Source organism: Rhodococcus sp. WS1, from assembly GCF_003797745.1.
In the GTDB taxonomy this organism is placed as follows: domain Bacteria; phylum Actinomycetota; class Actinomycetes; order Mycobacteriales; family Mycobacteriaceae; genus Rhodococcus_F; species Rhodococcus_F erythropolis.
Genome location: NZ_RKLZ01000001.1, coordinates 1,626,962 through 1,643,926, shown reverse-complemented (window position 1 = coordinate 1,643,926; position 16,965 = coordinate 1,626,962). Strand labels below are relative to the sequence as shown.

General features: G+C 63.7%; 16 protein-coding genes. 9 read left to right on the top strand and 7 right to left on the bottom strand.

Annotated elements, in window-relative coordinates:
- Positions 1 to 14 precede the first annotated feature (14 nt).
- The 3 genes from EEB12_RS07500 to EEB12_RS07490 all read left to right on the top strand — a co-directional run bounded on the left by EEB12_RS07500 (position 15) and on the right by EEB12_RS07490 (position 3,632).
- Complete coding sequence (locus tag EEB12_RS07500) at positions 15 to 1,211, top strand: Ig-like domain-containing protein (protein ID WP_021333914.1); 1,197 nt, start codon at positions 15 to 17, stop codon at positions 1,209 to 1,211.
- Between the two features lie 127 nt (positions 1,212 to 1,338).
- On the top strand, positions 1,339 to 2,874 hold the full coding sequence (locus tag EEB12_RS07495) for a hypothetical protein (RefSeq protein WP_141487574.1): 1,536 nt from the start codon (positions 1,339 to 1,341) through the stop codon (positions 2,872 to 2,874).
- On the top strand, positions 2,871 to 3,632 hold the full coding sequence (locus EEB12_RS07490) for an ESX secretion-associated protein EspG (protein WP_029254829.1): 762 nt from the start codon (positions 2,871 to 2,873) through the stop codon (positions 3,630 to 3,632). The genes EEB12_RS07495 and EEB12_RS07490 overlap by 4 nt, the downstream gene beginning before the upstream one ends.
- A 19-nt stretch (positions 3,633 to 3,651) precedes the next feature.
- On the opposite strand, the gene EEB12_RS07485 is transcribed toward EEB12_RS07490, so the two are convergent.
- The 3 genes from EEB12_RS07485 to EEB12_RS07475 are packed head-to-tail and all read right to left on the bottom strand — an operon-like array spanning position 3,652 to position 7,730.
- Complete coding sequence (locus EEB12_RS07485) at positions 3,652 to 4,401, bottom strand: SDR family NAD(P)-dependent oxidoreductase (protein ID WP_003942076.1); 750 nt, start codon at positions 4,399 to 4,401, stop codon at positions 3,652 to 3,654.
- Between the two features lie 15 nt (positions 4,402 to 4,416).
- Entirely contained in the window at positions 4,417 to 6,738 is a 2,322-nt protein-coding gene (locus tag EEB12_RS07480; protein WP_141487573.1) for an arylsulfatase, read from the bottom strand.
- On the bottom strand, positions 6,735 to 7,730 hold the full coding sequence (locus tag EEB12_RS07475) for a TauD/TfdA dioxygenase family protein (protein ID WP_141487572.1): 996 nt from the start codon (positions 7,728 to 7,730) through the stop codon (positions 6,735 to 6,737). The genes EEB12_RS07480 and EEB12_RS07475 overlap by 4 nt, the downstream gene beginning before the upstream one ends.
- A gap of 342 nt (positions 7,731 to 8,072) precedes the next feature.
- Here EEB12_RS07475 and EEB12_RS07470 point away from each other — a divergent pair, with 342 nt between their 5' ends.
- Entirely contained in the window at positions 8,073 to 9,344 is a 1,272-nt protein-coding gene (locus EEB12_RS07470; RefSeq protein ID WP_020906761.1) for an ROK family transcriptional regulator, read from the top strand.
- Positions 9,345 to 9,359: 15 nt separating this feature from the next.
- On the opposite strand, the gene EEB12_RS07465 is transcribed toward EEB12_RS07470, so the two are convergent.
- The gene (locus tag EEB12_RS07465) at positions 9,360 to 9,719 is read right to left on the bottom strand and encodes a YybH family protein (RefSeq protein WP_020968921.1); all 360 of its coding nucleotides are present in this window, start codon (positions 9,717 to 9,719) and stop codon (positions 9,360 to 9,362) included.
- A 70-nt stretch (positions 9,720 to 9,789) separates the two neighbouring features.
- On the opposite strand from EEB12_RS07465, the gene EEB12_RS07460 reads away from it, so the two are divergent.
- Positions 9,790 to 10,659, top strand: a complete 870-nt coding sequence (locus EEB12_RS07460) for a LysR family transcriptional regulator (RefSeq protein ID WP_141487571.1) — start codon at positions 9,790 to 9,792, stop codon at positions 10,657 to 10,659.
- On the opposite strand, the gene EEB12_RS07455 is transcribed toward EEB12_RS07460, so the two are convergent.
- The 3 genes from EEB12_RS07455 to EEB12_RS07445 all read right to left on the bottom strand — a co-directional run bounded on the left by EEB12_RS07455 (position 10,625) and on the right by EEB12_RS07445 (position 12,857).
- Positions 10,625 to 11,629 (bottom strand): tocopherol cyclase family protein, encoded by a 1,005-nt coding sequence (locus EEB12_RS07455; RefSeq protein WP_019744398.1) that lies wholly within the window; start codon positions 11,627 to 11,629, stop codon positions 10,625 to 10,627. The two genes, EEB12_RS07460 and EEB12_RS07455, sit on opposite strands and share 35 nt — an antisense overlap.
- A complete protein-coding gene (locus EEB12_RS07450) occupies positions 11,626 to 12,018 on the bottom strand; it encodes a PaaI family thioesterase (RefSeq protein WP_003942017.1) in 393 nt (130 codons plus the stop codon). The genes EEB12_RS07455 and EEB12_RS07450 overlap by 4 nt, the downstream gene beginning before the upstream one ends.
- 65 nt (positions 12,019 to 12,083) lie before the next feature.
- Positions 12,084 to 12,857 (bottom strand): PIG-L family deacetylase, encoded by a 774-nt coding sequence (locus tag EEB12_RS07445; RefSeq protein WP_019744397.1) that lies wholly within the window; start codon positions 12,855 to 12,857, stop codon positions 12,084 to 12,086.
- A gap of 111 nt (positions 12,858 to 12,968) precedes the next feature.
- Here EEB12_RS07445 and EEB12_RS07440 point away from each other — a divergent pair, with 111 nt between their 5' ends.
- From EEB12_RS07440 to EEB12_RS07425, 4 genes are read left to right on the top strand one after another with little or no spacing between them, the layout of a single operon-like run.
- Positions 12,969 to 14,195, top strand: coding sequence for an MFS transporter (locus tag EEB12_RS07440; protein WP_020968925.1), 1,227 nt, complete (start codon positions 12,969 to 12,971; stop codon positions 14,193 to 14,195).
- Positions 14,141 to 14,968, top strand: coding sequence for an alpha/beta fold hydrolase (locus EEB12_RS07435; protein ID WP_258537346.1), 828 nt, complete (start codon positions 14,141 to 14,143; stop codon positions 14,966 to 14,968). The genes EEB12_RS07440 and EEB12_RS07435 overlap by 55 nt, the downstream gene beginning before the upstream one ends.
- Before the next feature lie 42 nt (positions 14,969 to 15,010).
- On the top strand, positions 15,011 to 16,339 hold the full coding sequence (gene mshA, locus EEB12_RS07430) for a D-inositol-3-phosphate glycosyltransferase (protein WP_020906764.1): 1,329 nt from the start codon (positions 15,011 to 15,013) through the stop codon (positions 16,337 to 16,339).
- The gene (locus EEB12_RS07425) at positions 16,336 to 16,833 is read left to right on the top strand and encodes a YbjN domain-containing protein (protein ID WP_003941943.1); all 498 of its coding nucleotides are present in this window, start codon (positions 16,336 to 16,338) and stop codon (positions 16,831 to 16,833) included. The genes mshA and EEB12_RS07425 overlap by 4 nt, the downstream gene beginning before the upstream one ends.
- Positions 16,834 to 16,965 lie beyond the last annotated feature (132 nt).

Genomic DNA, 16,965 nt, shown 5'->3' with positions numbered 1-16,965 from the left:
GGTAGCCTGTTGAAGTGCATGAGCTGGGTGGTCGGAGAAGTCGTTCGCGTCTTGTTGCGTTGGTAGCTGTAATGCTCGCTGTGATGGTGGCCGCTGTCGGCTGCACGATCGGTGGCAAGGACGGACAGGGCGGTGCGGCGGCCGCCGAACCAGCACCTGTTGCGACCGTGGTGTCGACGCCGGCACCCGGTACCAAAGACGTCAGCCCGGTCGCGCCCGTCTCGGTTGCGGTGACCCAGGGAACACTGGCCGACGTCAATCTCAGCAACGCGGCCGGTAAGGCCGTCGCCGGACAACTCTCGCCTGACAAGACGACGTTCACCGTCAGTGAGGCACTCGGCTACGGCACCACGTATTCGTGGTCGGGCTCGGCAACCGGAACCGACGGCAAATCCGTGCCAGTGCAGGGGAGCTTTACGACGGTCGCCCCGGAGTCGACCACCGGCGCCACCCTCAACATCGCCGACGGCCAGGAAGTTGGAATCGCGGCACCGATCACGTTGCAGTTCGACAACTCCGTCGTCGACAAGGCGGCCGTCGAGAAGGCGCTTGTCGTGACCACCGTGCCGCCCACCGCCGGATCGTGGGCATGGCTGGCCGACGACAACGGCGGGTCACGGGCCCATTGGCGTCCGGCCGATTACTGGGTGCCGGGCACAACTGTCCATCTGGACGCCAAGCTCTACGGCTTGAACTACGGCGGTGGCGCTTACGGCGACCAGGATCTCACGCTCGACTTCACGATCGGTCGTAGCCAGATCGTGAAGGCGAACGCGCCGAGCCACCGCATGCAGGTGGTGCGTGACGGTCAGACGATCATGGACATTCCCGTCAGCTACGGCGAGGGAAACGAACCTCGAAACGTCACGCGCAGCGGCATTCACATGGTGACGGAGAAGTACGAAGACTTCATGATGTCCAATCCGCCGTTCTACGAGAACGTGCGTGAGCGTTGGGCGGTGCGCATCTCCAACAACGGCGAATTCATCCACGCCAATCCTGAGACCACCGGGGTGCAGGGCTCGTCGAACGTCACGAACGGTTGCATCAACCTGTCGACATCCGACGCGCAGGAATACTTCGGAACCGCCCTCTACGGTGACCCCGTCGAGGTGACCGGCACGTCGATCGACCTGTCGCCTGCGGACGGCGACATCTACGACTGGGCGATCGATTTGCCGACCTGGAAGTCGATGTCTGCACTGGCGTAAGTCTGTACTGCTGTGAACCGAGAAATCCGTCGACGAGCGGAACCATCCGGGCGTTGCTTGCGTCAATACAGGTAAGCGCTGTCGGCTCGGGGGAGTCTGACGGGGATTTCGACGTCAGGGGGCAGCGGTGGGCATTCCATTTCTGGAAGATGTGCTTGGCAGGATCTCCGAAGCGACGCATGCCGTCCCGTCCGGCGTGGCGGCGTTGCCAGTTGTCGGCGCTCCCATCGCGAGCGCAATCGCTACATCTGCTCTGGTGCAATCCGTAACCGACGACCGCGGCGCGTTCGACGACGAGATGGCTGTTGCGACCGCCGACGCCGATGCAGAGCGCGCACGAGCCTGGGGTGAGCGCGATGCCCTCACGGCCCAGACGTCATCGCTCGAGTACAGCGAACATGCAATCGTGGACGACGATCCTTTCGATGCGATGTCACACTCCGAAATCTTCGACCACGTCAACGAGATGAATCCGGCAACCCTGAGTGCAATCGGTGAGGCCTGGAAGGCCATTGCCGGCCGGGTGGAATCTGGCATCGGGAAGTTCCAGAACGATGTGAACGGTGCAATCACCGAAGGCTGGCAGGGGCGCGGCGGCTCGGCTGCGTTGGAAGCAGTGCTGGCCTACTCGGCCGATGCTGGTGAGCTGAAGGTGCGGGTCGATCTGATCTCGAACAAGATCGAGGAGGCGAAGATCGCACTCGACGAGGCCAAACGCTCGATTCCGGCACCCGACGGCGCCTCGACGGTCGAGAGGTTTCTCAGCCTGGTTCCCGGGGCTACGTGGAAGCAGGCCCAATACGAAGCGGAAGAAGCCGAACGTCAAGCGCGCCAGGTGATGAAGGACGTGTATCTGCCGTACATGAAGCGTGCGGACGACCAGGTGCCGATCCTCCCGGCCGCTTTCAATCCGGTCACCGGCAGTGGCGGGGCTGGAAGTGGCGGGGCTGGAAGTGGCGGCGCATTGGGTGGTGGTGGTTCCGGCGGAGGTATGGCCTCGGGAACGGGGAACGGGCTCGGCGCGCCATCGGCGTCGGGTGGCGGAGTTGGTGGAGGAGTGGACGGTGGAAACTCCGGCGGTGCAAATCCGGCCGGAGACGGTTCCGGTCAGAACCCTTTAGGCCCCAATTCCGGAAATGGTGACAACCGTAGTGGTGTTGACGCCCAAGGGAATTCCGGTGCCGACGCCGCCCGGTCCGCAAACGATTCCGGCCCGGCCGGGACCACCGCGGCACATGCCGGTCCACTGTCCGCCGGTGCAGCGCCGGATGGCCTTGCCCGTGCAACTCCGAATGGTGCTCAGCTCGGTTCCGGCGTGCCGTCAGGCCTGGTGGGTAGCGGTTCGGGTGGAGGTTCTGCCGGTGGAATCGGTACCGGCGGCTTCGGGCCAGGTGGAGCCCTCGGACCTGGCGGCCCTGGCGGCGGCGGTGGCCTCGCCGGTGGCGGACGTGGGGGAGTCAACGGAACTGGCGGTACTTCGGCGACGGGCGCGCAGAGCGGTCGGGGCGCGATGGGTGGCGTCGGCGGCATGGCACCGGGACGAGGGCAAGGGCAAGACGAAGACAACGTTCACGACACCCCTGGCTACCTCGTCACCGTCGAGAACGGTAACGCCCTGATCGGCGACCTACCCATGGTCTCCCCGGCGGTACTGGGCGAATGACCACCATGCAATGGCAGTTCACCGGCCTCGAATTCCAGATTCTCTGGGAAGCGGTCGGACGTGACCGACTCCCGTACCCGCTGCGGTTTCGTCCGGCGGCCGACACCATGATCGAGTTGACAGCGGCGCGACGTCGAGCGGGAGCGCACCTGTCTGCCGTGCTCGACGATCGGCTGCATCACGTTCTCGGTGCTCTTGCGAATCCTGATGCTCGTGTGGAGGTTTCCGGTTTCCATGGGCAGAAGATGAGTACGGTGACGCGATTGCACGGTGTTGTTGCCGGCGACCTGGGTGTGCTCCTGACTCAACTGCCCGGCAGGACTGTCGACTGTGGCTCCGACGTGGTTTTCACCGTGGCACGCCCATCGGCAATTCCGCGGATGCTCGTCGATCACCTGCCGACCTGCCCCGCTGGATCGGAGCGTGGCCTGAACATCGAAAGGCCGAAAACTGCCGGGAGGCAGAGCTTTCTGAGCAGCGCAGCCGGTGCGCGCGGGAGCGAGGAAGTGAGCAGATTCTTCGGCCGAGAGCGGACCTCGATCGGTGAAGTCACCGCATACCCGGGAGGAGCCGTCGACAGCAGGCCGACAGACGACGGAATAACATTCCACTGGTACGACTATGCCGGCGACGGTCGGTACATCATCACCGCGGGTGAAACCGTGAGTGCCCGCGGCGCTTCCGCGGAAGTGACGGAGGCCGAGATTGCACGCAATCTCGACTCCGTCCTCCGTCAGTCGATTCGCCCGAGGCTCTAGCTGCTCGGTGCGATTCGAACTAGCTGGTGGTGCGATGGAACCGACCGGGGCTTGCCTGATCCCGCGGCTTGACGATGATCTGATCGAGGTTCACGTGTGACGGCCGCGACGCGACAAACCCGATGATCTCGGCGATGTCCTGCGCCACCAACGGTGTGATTCCCTCGTACACCTTGTCGGCCTTGTCCTGATCACCCTCGAACCGGACGAGTGAGAACTCCGTCTCGACGGCTCCCGGCGCGATTTCGGTCAGTCGAACGGGCTTGCCCAACAGTTCACCGCGCAATGTCCGATGAAGGACGGCTTGAGCGTGTTTGGCGGTGGTGTAGCCCGAGCCGTTGTCGTATGCCTCCAGCGCGGCCACCGAGGTGATGGTCACGACCAGACCGTCACCCGAATCGATCAGCTTGGGCAGCAGTGCCTTCGTCACACGTAATGTGCCCAGGACATTGGTCTCCCACATCCACCGCCAGTCGTCCAGATCGGCGTCCAGGACTGTTGCCAGACCCTTCGCGCCACCCGCATTGTTGACCAACACGTCGACACGGGGGACCACGGCCGCGAACGCGTCGACGGAATCCTCGTCGGTGACGTCGAGTTCGAGAGCGGTACCACCGATTTCCTCGGCGATCTTCTCGAGACGATCGACGCGGCGAGCACCGATCACGACGTGGAATCCCTGAGCTGCCAGGGTGCGGGCGGTGGCCTCACCGATTCCGGAGCTGGCTCCGGTGACTACGGCGATGCGGGCATCGGAAGAAATGGTCATGATGCAATCGTAGGGCTAGTCGGCGGCATACTCTGCTTCCCGTTCGATGGATTCGATGTGACGACGCGGTACCTTGACCGGGCCAGGGGTGTAGGTGACGGCGCGCAGCGCGCCGCTGTACCGGAATGGTCCGTGGCGTCGTCGTACTTCCCACGACACAGGTCCTCTGGCGTCGACCCCGACCGAGATGCCGGTCCACGGCGCCATCCCGACCAGTTGTACTTGCCCGAGCAGTTGGCCCGCGTGAATGCCGTCGACGCTGACGTGGAGATCCCAACGCAACCGCGGTAACACCGCCACGGACACGTCGATTCGCTTGGTGCCGAACGGCAATGGCCCCGCATCGACCACGGAGTAGGAACCGAAGGCGTTGTATCCGAGATGCAGGTTGCCGTCCTCGACGTAGAGAAGATATCCACCTTGTGGATCCCCATGGGCGACAAGGACGCCGGCGTCGCCTTCGCGGTAACCGTCGAGTTCGATCGTGATGTCGAAGTCACGGAACCCGATCAGTTTGGATGAGCGGTAGCGCTCCAGTGGGGGCGTTCCCGCAAGTAGTCGCACCGGGCGTGAGAGTGCCTCCTCCTCCGGACGGCGAACCGCGCCGACGGTATTGCCCAGTAGAGGAAACACGGTGTTCGCCCACGCCGAGTGGTCCCAGGCCTCGGCGAGTTCGCGAACCTTGTCGGGAAACCGTGATGCGAGGTCGTCGAGCTCGGTCGGGTCGGCTCGGACGTCGAACAATTGCCAGTGCGGTTTGTCGATGTCAGCTGGAGCGAGCGCCAGCAGTTTCCATCCGTCCTTGTAGTAGCCGCGGATTCCGGTCACCTCGGTGTACTGCTCGGTGTGGGTACTCGGAGCGGTGGGTGAACGCAGAACCGGCGCGCTCGACGCGCCGTCGAACTCCTTGACAGGCAGCCCGTTTCGCACGGTGGGGGTTTCGATTCCGGCCAGTTCGAGAAGCGTCGGCGTCAGGTCGGTGACATACGCGAACTGGTCGCGGATCCCGTTGTCGCCCGCTTCGGGTTTCAATCCCGCGGGCCAGGACAGGAGGAAGGGAACACGGATCCCGCCGGCAAAGGATTGCCCTTTGTAGAACCGGAAGGGGGTGTTGGACGTCTGCCCCCATCCACGTGGATAGTGCACGCCCAACTCAGGTCCGCCGATGAGGGATTCGTCGTGTGGGACATCGCCCACCCAGTCCGGATCCTGAATATGCGCGAACTGCGCGAAGTAGCTTCGAGTCCCGTCCGAACCGCCCTCGGCGGTGCCGCCGTTGTCCGAGGTGAAGACGATGATCGTGTTGTCGAGTTCGCCCAGCTCGTCCAGGGTGTCGACGATGCGTCCGACGCTCTGATCGATCGAGTCGACCATCGCCGCGTACACCTCCATGTAGCGGGCGAACCGAGACTGCACCTCCGGCGTGAGCGAATCCCATTCGGGCACGTCGAATCCGGGTTCGGAGTTACGCGGCGCCTGTCGTGTCCCCTCCGGAAAGAGTCCCTGCAGTAGCTGAGAGGCGAACCGCGACTCGCGGATTCGATCCCAGCCCTCGTCGTAGCGACCGCGGTATTTCGCCTGATCGGCGGGCTTGGCCTGTAAGGGTCCGTGCATGGCGACGTGTGCGAAGTAGAGAAAGAACGGCTTGTCCTGATCGTGGGCGCGAAGGTCCTTGATGTACCCGACGGCCTTGTCGGTCAGATCGTCGGTGAGGTAGTAGCCCTCGGGATACTCGTCGACGTCGACCACAGAATTGTCGGAGATCAATTGATTGGGGTAATAGAAGGAATTGAGTCCTTCGAGTGAGCCGTAGTAGCGATCGAATCCACGCTGTGTCGGCCAGGAATCACGACTTCGTCCCGGGGCGAGGTTTGCGTCGCGCACGAGATGCCACTTGCCCACCGCATAGGTCGCATAGCCTGCGCCGCGGAGGATTTCGGGGAGTGTCTGGACGTCGTCGGCCAATTCCAGACGCAGTCCGGGGTATCCCGGATCGGCGTTGGCAACAAATCCGTACCCGGCGCGGTGCGGATTGAGGCCGGTGAGAAGCGCGGCGCGCGACGGCGAGCAGAGGGGCGTCGTGTGATAGTTGGTCATTCGAATGCCCTGCGAGGCAAGGCGGTCGAGGGTGGGAGTCTCGATCTCGGAGCCGAACGGTCCGATGTCGCTGTATCCCATGTCGTCGATCAGAACCACGACGATGTTGGGTGACCCGAGAGCCGGGGTCGTGGCTGTGGGCCACGCCGGGGTCGAATCGGCTGCGGTTCGGCCGATTCGACCCTCGAAGCCTTCGTAACCGCGCGCGTGCGGCGGAAGGGCGGAATCTGCGTGAGTCATGAGTTGTTCGAGGCACCTTCTGCCGCAACTGCACCTTCGATAACCGAATACTCGGAAGCGTCGCCGGCGATACTGCGGCTTCGTTCCCCATGGATGTTGACCGGGATGTCGCCGGCAAGTGTGATGCGCTCCAGACGCCGGTACTGGTTGTCGTAGTCTGCGATCGCGTAATGCTGGGTGGCCCGGTTGTCCCAGATCGCGACGTCACCCGCTTCCCAGTTCCAGCCCGTCGTGTACTCGAGCTTGATGGCGTGATCCTGCAAGAGCTTGAACACACCGTTCGACTGTTCGGTGCTCAACCCGACGAAGTTCTTGACAAAATGTCCGAGGACGAGCGTGCGTTCTCCGGTTTCGGGGTGGACACGCACCACGGGGTGCTCCGTCTCGAAGTACGTGGACTGGAACTCCTCGCGGTAGGCGGCCGTGCGATCTTCGGTGAGACGCTCGGCGCTGGTGGCCGCGTAATCGTAGACGTTCGTGTGGCGAGCCCAGAGGTTCTCCGCGAGCGCCTTGAGTGGATCCGGCAGTCCGTTGTACGCGGCCACCCCCGACGCCCACGTCGTCGAACCGCCGTATTCGGGCAGCTGCACCGCGCGCAGGATCGAAGCTTTGGGGATGCGATCGACGAAGGTGACGTCGGTGTGCCAACTGTTGGCCTTGCCCAGGTCCGAATCGATGGGCAGAACTTTTGCGCCGTGCGACTTCACCGTGGGGTGGGCAGTGGTCGGGGTGCCCAACAGCTGGGCGAACTCGTACTGCGAATCGTTGTCGAGGTGGTTCTGTCCGCGGAAGAAGATCACCTTGTGTTCGAGAAGCGCCTGTCGGATGAGTGAGATCGTCGCCGGATCGAGGTGCTCGCCGAGAGTGATTCCGTCGATTCGGGCGCCGATATGCGCGCCGAGGGGGGTGACAGTGCCGCGAGCGGCGCCGGCAGCCGCCCCGTTCGTTGATGCCGCGTCCGTGAGGGTCGGCTTGGCGAAAGCTGTAGACATGGTGCACCTTTCGTGGGGAGTGCACCCACCCAAACACGCGAGAATCCGCCTCGACAGGGTTGTGGTCAGTGTGATCGTTACCGCACCTGATTTGTGAATCTCGGTGAAGCTGCTACTTTTGGAGCCATGTCGACCGACCAGCCTGCCGCTTTGCGGGTCACCTATGTGACCGCTGCGCTTGGTTCGCGTCTGCCCTTGGCGCGAGAGCTGTGTTGTCGCCGCCGTTCTTTCTGCAGCTAATTTCTGCGCCTTTCCTGTCTTTCTCTTCGCTTGACCAGCGCAAAAGCTGATTTCGCGGTCGACAGAGATATGCGCCTTCTCCTCCTTCTGCAAGGGACAGCCATGTCGACACCCACCATCTCCGCCATTCCGAACATCCGATCGCGAACCGCGCTCTCGGGAACGCGGACCCGTACCCAGATCGTCGTGCCCGAACTGCGCATTGCCGACGGACCGTCCGCGACGGTGTTGCGCATTGCTCGGTCCCGCGGACCGCTCTCTCGCGATACCGCGGCGAAAGCGTCCGGACTGAGTATTGCCACCGTGAACCGGCAGGTCACGAGCCTGCTGGACCTCGGGATCCTGCGCGAACGCGCAGACTTGACAGCCTCCGGCGCCATCGGGCGTCCGCGGGTTCCGTTCGAGGTCAATCACGAGCCGTACTTGACCGTGGGCATTCATATCGGTGCCGTCGTCACCAGCATCATCGCAAGCGACATTCGTGGCAAGGTGCTCGGCGCCGTCGAGATTCCGACTCCCGCCACCAATTCTGCTGTCGCGCTTGCCACCATTGCGCGCTCGGCCAAATCGTTTGCCTCACGGTGGCACAAGCGTCGTCCACTCGCCGTCGGCGTGGCCATCGGCGGTCGCGTCGATTCGGCGACCGGAGTAGTCGATCACCCGCGCCTGGGGTGGAAGGGCGCCAAAGTCGGATCCATCATCGGAGCCGGCTTGGATCTCCCCGTCTCAGTCGCAGCCCACGTCGAGGCGATGGCTGCGTCGGAACTTCTGCTCAGCACCGACCGTGCCGAAGCCCCGACGCCGGGTACTACCGGGCTGTACTTCTACGCCCGTGAAACTGCCGGTATCGCAATCACTTTCGAAGGTCGAGTGCACACGCCGTCCAGCGGACCCGGTTCGATCGCGCACCTTCCGACGGGTTCGTCCGCACGGTGCACCTGCGGCGCCGTGGGTTGCCTTGAAGCAACGATCAGTGACCGCGCTGTAGTTGCGCAGGCTTTGTCTTCGGGCGCAGTGATCCAGGGCAGTGAGCGAGTCACGATCGCGGACGTCTACCGGGCTGCGTCGTCGGGTTCCATTCCGGCACACGAACTTCTGGTTGATCGAGCACGCGTCCTCGGCCGGACAGTGGCAATGCTGCGTGACCTGTTCAACCCGGATCGTGTGATTCTGGGTGGTCAGGCATTCACCGACTATCCCGCCGGAGTGCCCCATGTCGCCGAGGCTTTCTCGACGGCATCCTCGTTGGAGCGTAAGGACATTCGAATCACCGGTTTCGGTAATCGGGTTCAGGAATACGCTTCCACGGTCGTGTCACTGAGTTCACTGTTTGCTGATCCCGCTGCGGCCATGCGTCGCGCGTCGGCCGTCTGACTGCGAAGAGGGTAGTCAGAGTTCCGGTCGATCCAAGACTCGCAACCATGATCCGTCGGACTGGCGGCGCGCGACCTGCGTGCGCCCGCCGGTTCCGTCGGAAGGTTTGGTCGAGGTCATGGCGAGGTCGCCGCTGATCACCGTCGGTAGAGATTCCTCGACGGTGAATCTCGGTGCAGCTGCCAGCATCTGAGAGATCACCTCGCGGATGGCTTGGCGGCCCACCGTGAGGGATCCGGGCGGGAAGGCCATCACCGCATCCTCCTCGTAGAGTGCGGCGACGGCGTCTGCGTCACCAGCGTTGGCGAACTGCACAAAAAGCTTTGCGATGTCTTCCGGGGTTCCGGCCTTCTGAACGTCATCTTTTGTTGTCATGCTTCCATCGTTCTAGCCCGCCGTCGATAAGTCCAAGATCTAGTTTGTCTCGCAGCTAGAATCAGGAGTTATGGAACTTCGGCAGCTCGAATACTTTGTCACGGTAGTGGAGGAAGCCAACTTCACTCGCGCCGCCGAGCGGCTTCACGTAGCCCAACCAGGTGTGAGTGCGCAGGTCAAACGGCTGGAACGTGAGTTGGGGCAGGAATTGCTCGATCGTAGTGGTCGAACCGTTTGTCTGACCGACGCCGGGCGAGCTGTCCTCCCGCACGCCTACGCTGCACTTGCTTCCGTTCAGAGCACCCGCGACGCTGTCGATGCCTTGAACGGACTGGTTCGGGGTTCCGTTTCGGTCGGGATGGTTACCGCCTGCGCTTCCGCCGACCTCACAGATCTGCTCAGTCGGTTGCACAACAAACACCCCGGACTGGACATTTCGCTGGCCGAGGACGATTCGCGCAGTTTGCTTGCCGGAGTGTTGGACGGAACCTTCGACATAGCCGTCATCGGGGTGGCGGGCAAGCTGCCGGAAGGGCTCGAATCGAGGGTGATCACCGACGAACGACTGGTGGCCGGAGTGGCGGCGGATCATCCGCTGGCCGAGGTGTCGTCTCTGCCGTTTGCCGAACTCGCGACGCAATCGGTCATCTGTCTGCCGGAGGGAACCGGCATCAGAACGTGTCTGGACTTCGCGTGCGCCGCAGCCGGCACCAAGCCGACGGTTGCGCTCGAGGCAAGCAACCTCGGCATCATCGTTTCATTGGCAGCGCAGGGGCTGGGAATGGCCGTGCTTCCGGAGTCGACAGTGGGGGAGTTGCATCGGATCGATCTCGAACCGGAAGCACGATCTCGGCTGGAATTGGTCTGGCGTTCGTCGGGCGGCAAGAATCCGGCGGCCTCCGCTCTCATCGATCTTGCGAGAGCTGTTCCCGTCGAGTGAGTTCGGCCTGCGCCCGATCCAATCCGCCGTGCTCGAGAGCAGCCAACCGTGACCTGTCCTTCCAGACTATGGTGCCGCGCCGGCGGACGATGACCGACATGGTTCCACCGAGATGCTCGAGCGCTCCTGGCACGTTTCGACGCTCGGCAGGTATCGGAACAGGAAGAATATGTGCGTCGGCGATGGGCGCGGTCCCGTCGATGTCGACGCTCCACTTCCGGCTGTAGCCGCGAAGAGTCCAGCGATCGTCGGACACCGTCGTCTCCACCTGTGACGTCAGCGGATTACCCAGCCGCAATACCGTTCCGTCCGGTAGCGCGGCAACGACGGCGGTGACTTCGGTGCGCAGAGGTCCGGCGCTGACCTGGCCGCCGGCAAACGCCACGCAGGCTCGAGGATCGGTGAACCCCTGTGCCTGTCCCCACCACCAGGATTCCGGGAATCCTCCCTTTCCCCAGTTCTTCTCGCCGTACACCTGTGCCCCGGTGAGATCCCAGTTCTGCCCGTCGATGACGGCGCTTCCCTCGACCCGGCCGCCGAGCAGCCACGGATGCCAGTATTGATTGAGTGCGGGAACTGATTGGAAGTAGCTCGATCCCCCGAAGCGTCGATGCGGCCAGAATCGCTGATTGCTGATCCGCACGTCGAGATGGCTGTCGCCGAAATCGACCTGCAGTCGATCGGCATTGCCGCGGAAAGCGTTGTCGGCGTAGGCCCCCAGGATCCGTGGATCGGCCGATCCGCTCGGATGTTCGGCGGTACGGAGGAATCCGCCTGGATGCGCCGCGAGACCGAGCGTCGACCAGTTGCCGCCGTCGGACTTGTTGATTCCGGCGAGCGCGATCACCACCCGTCCGCTGCCTGGCATCGTGAATCGCCAGAAGTAACCCTCCATCGCAACATCATGGGAGGCAAGCAGATTGCCGTACGGCAGGGTGGCACCCGAGGCGCGGTACGCGGGACGCTTCACGGTCCCAATACTGCCTGTGATGCGGTGACCTGAGCGACGAGGCGGCCTTCGTCGTCGCGAATCTCGGTCACGACCGCGACGGTGCTGCGCCCCGCATGCAATGGCCGGGCGGTTGCGGTGACCGTGCCCTTGCGCACCCCGCGAGTGAACACGGTCGACGAACTGGTGGTGGAAGTGCTTGCACCGGGCGGAAGATTGAGGAATGCACAGACGGCGCCGACGCTGTCTGCCAGCGTCATCAAGGCGCCGCCGTGCATTCCGTTGCCGGCGGTGGTGCGGTGGCTGTCCCAATCCAGATGGCCGACAACCTGTTCGGGTGCCGCGCTGTCCAACTGAATTCCGGTGTGAACTGCAAAAGGCATGCTCGCGACAAGTTGTTCGAGGTCCATGCCTACCGATGGTAACGAGCCGCCGAAACCTCCGTCGGGACTTCGGTTTATCGAGGGCGGTGACTTCAGAGGGGAAGGGCGGTTTCGGACAGACCTTCCGGCGCGTTGCGGCGACGGAACCACTCGGTGCCGAATGCCGCGGCGAGCTGCTCCGTCGGCATTTCGAGGAACGGGCCGAAATCGCCGACCTGCGTCGCGTGTGCGTACATGGCCGCGCGCTTGGACGAGATCACCGAACTGACATCGACGGCGGTGGTGAGTTGGTCTGCCGGAAGCCCGAACGATTCGATGTCCGGCGGCTGCGCCTCTTCGGTCCACTCGGGGTTGGCCTGCATCAGCATCTTCATGTGATCGCGGTTGGTGGACGCCTCGTAGACGAACGGCGTGCCTGCGAGTTCTGCGGCCCGGACGCCGACATGGTGGACCTGGATGTGATCCGGGTGCCCGTATCCGCCGTTGGGGTCGTAGATGGTCAGGACATCGGCGTTCTCTTCACGAAGAACCTCGGCAAGACGCTCGGCGGCCTTCTCGACGTCGACGTTGCAGAACGCTTCCGGATTCTCGTTCTCGGGCGTACCCACCATCCCCGAATCCGGGTAATGCAGGGACACGACGCGATTGGCGCCCAACGCGTCGGTGGACGCCTCGAGTTCACGGCTGCGGCGCTGAGCCAACGTCTCGTATTCGTCCAACAGGCCGTCGGGGAATTCACCGAGAGCACCGTCGGTAGCGGTGACGACTACGACGCGGTGACCTGCGTCGGCGGCCATTCTCATCACGCCACCCGTAGTGAAAACTTCGTCATCGGGATGGGCGTGGAAACACACCAGGACACTCATTCGCGCAATCGTAAGGCAAGTTACCGACAGGTCAACCCGAGCGCACAGTGAAAACGATTTGTCGAGTCGGCCTCGGCTCTGTGAACCTTGTTCAGTGCACGAGAAGCTGACATGAGCGAATCCACCAACAAAGGCCTGCTGAGCGCCTACCGCGAGATCTTTGCCGCCCCCGGATCGGTCGCCTTCTCAGCCGCCGGATTTGTCGCAAGGCTGCCGATCGCCATGATCGGCATCGGAATCGTGACGATGATCTCGCAACTTCGTGGTGACTACGCGCTCGCCGGCGCGCTCGCCGCGGTTTTTGCGCTCTCGTCGGCGATCATCGCGCCCGCGGTCTCACGTGCGGTCGACCGCTTCGGCCAGCGTGCGGTCCTGCCGATTGCCGCAGCCGTGAGCGTCACGGCGATCGGGGCGCTCTTGCTCGCAGTGCGGATGGAAGCTCCCGATTGGCTGCTTTTCGTTCTGGTCGTCCCCGGCGGCGCCACCCCGACGATCGGCGCGATGATCCGCGCCAGGTGGGTGGCGATCTATGTCGGAAAACCTCAGCTGCGCACCGCCTTCGCCTTCGAATCCGTGGTGGACGAACTCTGTTTCGTGGCGGGCCCCGTCATTTCGGTCGGCCTGAGCATCGGGCTCTTTCCCGAGGCGGGACCCCTGGCGGGACTGATTCTGCTGGTCACCGGAACCCTGCTGCTGGTCATACAGCGCGGAACCGAACCGAAGGTGCATCCGCGCCGACCCGGCCGCGGACGGTCGGTTCTCGGTAATCACGTGATGTGGATCGTCATCGTGATCATGGTGATGCTCGGAACGATCTTCGGCGTCATCGACGTCGGCGCCATCGCGTTCACCCAGGAACAGAATTCGCCGGGATCCGCGACGCTGGTCCTCGCGCTGTTCGCCGGCGGCTCGGGAATCGCGGGACTGATCTTCGGGTCGATGCACCCGGCGCGATCGCTGCGCGGTCAACTGATGATCGCGTCCTCCGCGGTCGCCGTTCTCAGCGTCCCGCTTCTCCTGGTCGGAAACGTGGCCGCACTCGCGGGCGCATACGTGCTGGCGGGCGCGACCGTCGCACCGACGCTCATCATCGCGACAGCCCTGGTCGAACAGATCGTCCCCCCGGAAAAGCTCACGGAGGGAATGACCCTGACGGTCACCGGCCTCGGCGTCGGCGTGGCGCTCGGGTCTGCGCTGGCCGGGCAACTGATCGACCGCTACGGCGTCCCGTCGGCGTACATGCTCGCGGTCGGCGCTGCAGTCGCAGCCTCTATCGTGACGGCATGTCTATTCGTGAAGCCGTCAGCGTCGACGGCACGTCCATCGTCTATCGAGTAACCGGAAATTCGGCGGGGACCCCGCTGGTGCTGCTGCACGGCTGGGCTCAGTCGTCGCAGTGCTGGGGCGAGCAGGTCCTCGCGGACCTGGCTGCGGACTACCGCCTGATCGCTGTCGATCTGCGCGGCCACGGTTACTCCGATGCTCCCGAAACCGGATACGACGACTCCGCGAACTGGGCCGGCGACGTCGCGGCTGTTCTCGCGGCAGAAGGCGCTACCGAGAACGCGATACTGCTCGGCTGGTCGTACGGAGGTCTGGTGATCTGCGATTATCTGGCAGCGCACGGAACCGGTGCGGTGGCGGGTGCGGTTCTGGTCGGTGCGATCACCAGCATCGGCCGCGGTGAGAAGGGCGGCAAGGTCGGCTCGGCGATGCGTAGCGCGGTTCCCGGCGCGATGTCCGAAGATCCCCGCGAGGCGATCAGGGCACTCGGCGCTTTCGGCAACGCTCTCACCGGCCCACCCGAGGGCAAGGGCGCAGCGTCGCAGGCCTTGTTCGGGTACAGCCTCTCGACCCGTCCGCGGGTACGAGCAGCATTGTTCAACCGTGCTGTCGGTCACGACGACTTGCTTCGCAACCTGGATATCCCCGTTCTCGTTCTGCACGGAACCGAGGACTCCGTCGTCGACGTGAGTGCAGGTAAGCACGCCGAGGAACTGATTCCCAAGTCCCAGGCGTCGTACTGGGAAGGCTGCAATCACGGCCCGTTCGTGGAGGATCCGACACGATTCGTGTCCGAAGTGCGAACCTTCATCTCGAGCCTCGGTTAGAGTTCGCGCCCGGTGAGGGGGCAGTATGGAGTCGTGACGCCCATGCACATTTCGCGCCCTCGCCGGGTGGCCGTTCTCTCGGTCCACACCTCGCCATTGGCGCAACCCGGCACCGGTGACGCGGGTGGGATGAACGTCTACGTTCTGCAATCCGCGATTCAGCTCGCCAAACGTGGCGTCGAGGTGGAGATATTCACCCGCGCGACGTCCTCGGCCGACGCACCCGTGGTGGACGCCGCTCCCGGAGTGCGGGTTCGGAACATTGCAGCTGGTCCCTTCGAAGGGCTGGACAAGGCGGATCTGCCGACTCAACTGTGTGCCTTCGTCGCGGGCGTTCTACGGGAGGAAGCGCGACACGAGCCCGGGTACTACAGCCTGATCCACTCGCACTACTGGTTGTCCGGGCAGGTCGGCTGGCTGGCTCGCGACCGTTGGGGCGTTCCCCTCGTACACACTGCACACACCCTCGCGGCGGTGAAGAATCTTTCGCTTGCCGAGGGAGACACCCCGGAGCCGGCAGCACGTCAGATCGGCGAGCAGCAAGTAGTCGCCGAGTCCGATCGCCTGGTCGCCAACACCACCGACGAAGCCAAGGCGCTGCACGAGTTGTACGGCGCAGATCCCACGCGTATCGACGTCGTGGCTCCCGGCGCCGATCTCACCCGCTATCGACCGGGCGATCGCGATTCAGCCCGCGCGTCGTTGGGGTTGGACCCGGGCGAGATCGTCGTGACTTTCGTCGGCCGCATCCAACCGCTCAAAGCGCCGGACGTTCTGCTGCGTGCTGCCGCCGAAGTGATCAGCCGCAGCCCCGGGTTGCCGCTGCGCATCCTCGTCGTCGGTGGCCCGTCCGGAACCGGCCTCGCGCGGCCGGACGTGCTGATCGAACTTGCACGATCACTCGGTATCACCGCGCAGGTGACGTTCTTGCCACCGCAGGCACCGGAGCGTCTCGCCGATGTCTACCGTGCCTCGGATCTGGTTGCGGTGCCGAGCTATTCGGAGTCCTTCGGGTTGGTCGCCATCGAAGCTCAAGCCTGCGGAACTCCCGTGATCGCCGCCGACGTCGGCGGACTGGGAGTAGCCGTACGCAACGGGGAGACAGGCCTGCTGGTTCAAGGACACCGCACCGAAGACTGGGCCGGCGCCCTCGAATCTTTGGTGACAGCGCCGACGCGCTTGGCCGAACTCGCCGCGCAGGCACCGCGTCACGCCGAGAATTTCTCGTGGGAACACACCGCGGACGGTTTGCTCGAGAGCTATCGCAAAGCCGCAGTCAACTACAACAACGGAACCGGTCCAAGCGACTTCTCGCCCCGCCGTGCGCGGGGTCTGTGGCGTCTGCGCCGGACCGGGGGAGTGCGTACATGAGCAGCATTTCGGACACCATCGAGCAGGCCCTCACCGAGCGCGAACTCGAATTCACCAGAAAAGACGACGCGCATTTCATCGTCGAACTTCCCGGTGAACACAAACTCAAGACGTCGACTCTGCTCACCGTCGGCAATCACGGTGTGCGGGTCGAGGCCTTCGTGTGCCGCAAGGTGGACGAGAACTTCGAAGGCGTCTACAAGTTCCTGCTCAAGCGCAACCGCCGTCTGTACGGGGTGGCGTACACACTCGACAAGGTCGGGGACATCTACCTGGTCGGCAAGATCGCGGAGCATGCCGTGACCGGCGATGAACTCGACCGAGTGCTCGGTCAGGTTCTCGAAGCCGCCGACGGCGATTTCAACGTCATCCTCGAACTCGGCTTTTCCTCTTCCATCAAGCGTGAGTGGGCGTGGCGGGTGTCGCGAGGCGAGTCGCTGGCGAATCTCGAACCGTTCAAGCACCTCATCGAGGAAGAGCCCGCGCAGAGCTGATCGAGCGGGGTGAGACACATCGCGGATGTGTCACGTAAAGTGGCCTTTACTTGTGACTGTCGTCACGGAATAATACTGTTCCCGTGAGTCACAGTAAGTTGGTCACACCACCCCGCCGCGCAACTTTTCGAG

Coding starts and splice junctions, on each gene's coding strand:
- EEB12_RS07485 (WP_003942076.1), bottom strand. CDS start 4,401: ATGACCATTTCTTCCGATGCCCGCATCGCCGTAGTCACCGGAGCCAGC.
- EEB12_RS07450 (WP_003942017.1), bottom strand. CDS start 12,018: ATGGACCTCGAACAACTTGTCGCGAGCATGCCTTTTGCAGTTCACACC.
- EEB12_RS07435 (WP_258537346.1), top strand. CDS start 14,141: ATGTCTATTCGTGAAGCCGTCAGCGTCGACGGCACGTCCATCGTCTAT.
- EEB12_RS07475 (WP_141487572.1), bottom strand. CDS start 7,730: ATGTCTACAGCTTTCGCCAAGCCGACCCTCACGGACGCGGCATCAACG.
- EEB12_RS07425 (WP_003941943.1), top strand. CDS start 16,336: ATGAGCAGCATTTCGGACACCATCGAGCAGGCCCTCACCGAGCGCGAA.
- EEB12_RS07470 (WP_020906761.1), top strand. CDS start 8,073: ATGTCGACACCCACCATCTCCGCCATTCCGAACATCCGATCGCGAACC.
- EEB12_RS07440 (WP_020968925.1), top strand. CDS start 12,969: ATGAGCGAATCCACCAACAAAGGCCTGCTGAGCGCCTACCGCGAGATC.
- EEB12_RS07445 (WP_019744397.1), bottom strand. CDS start 12,857: ATGAGTGTCCTGGTGTGTTTCCACGCCCATCCCGATGACGAAGTTTTC.
- EEB12_RS07460 (WP_141487571.1), top strand. CDS start 9,790: ATGGAACTTCGGCAGCTCGAATACTTTGTCACGGTAGTGGAGGAAGCC.
- EEB12_RS07465 (WP_020968921.1), bottom strand. CDS start 9,719: ATGACAACAAAAGATGACGTTCAGAAGGCCGGAACCCCGGAAGACATC.
- mshA (WP_020906764.1), top strand. CDS start 15,011: ATGCACATTTCGCGCCCTCGCCGGGTGGCCGTTCTCTCGGTCCACACC.
- EEB12_RS07480 (WP_141487573.1), bottom strand. CDS start 6,738: ATGACTCACGCAGATTCCGCCCTTCCGCCGCACGCGCGCGGTTACGAA.
- EEB12_RS07490 (WP_029254829.1), top strand. CDS start 2,871: ATGACCACCATGCAATGGCAGTTCACCGGCCTCGAATTCCAGATTCTC.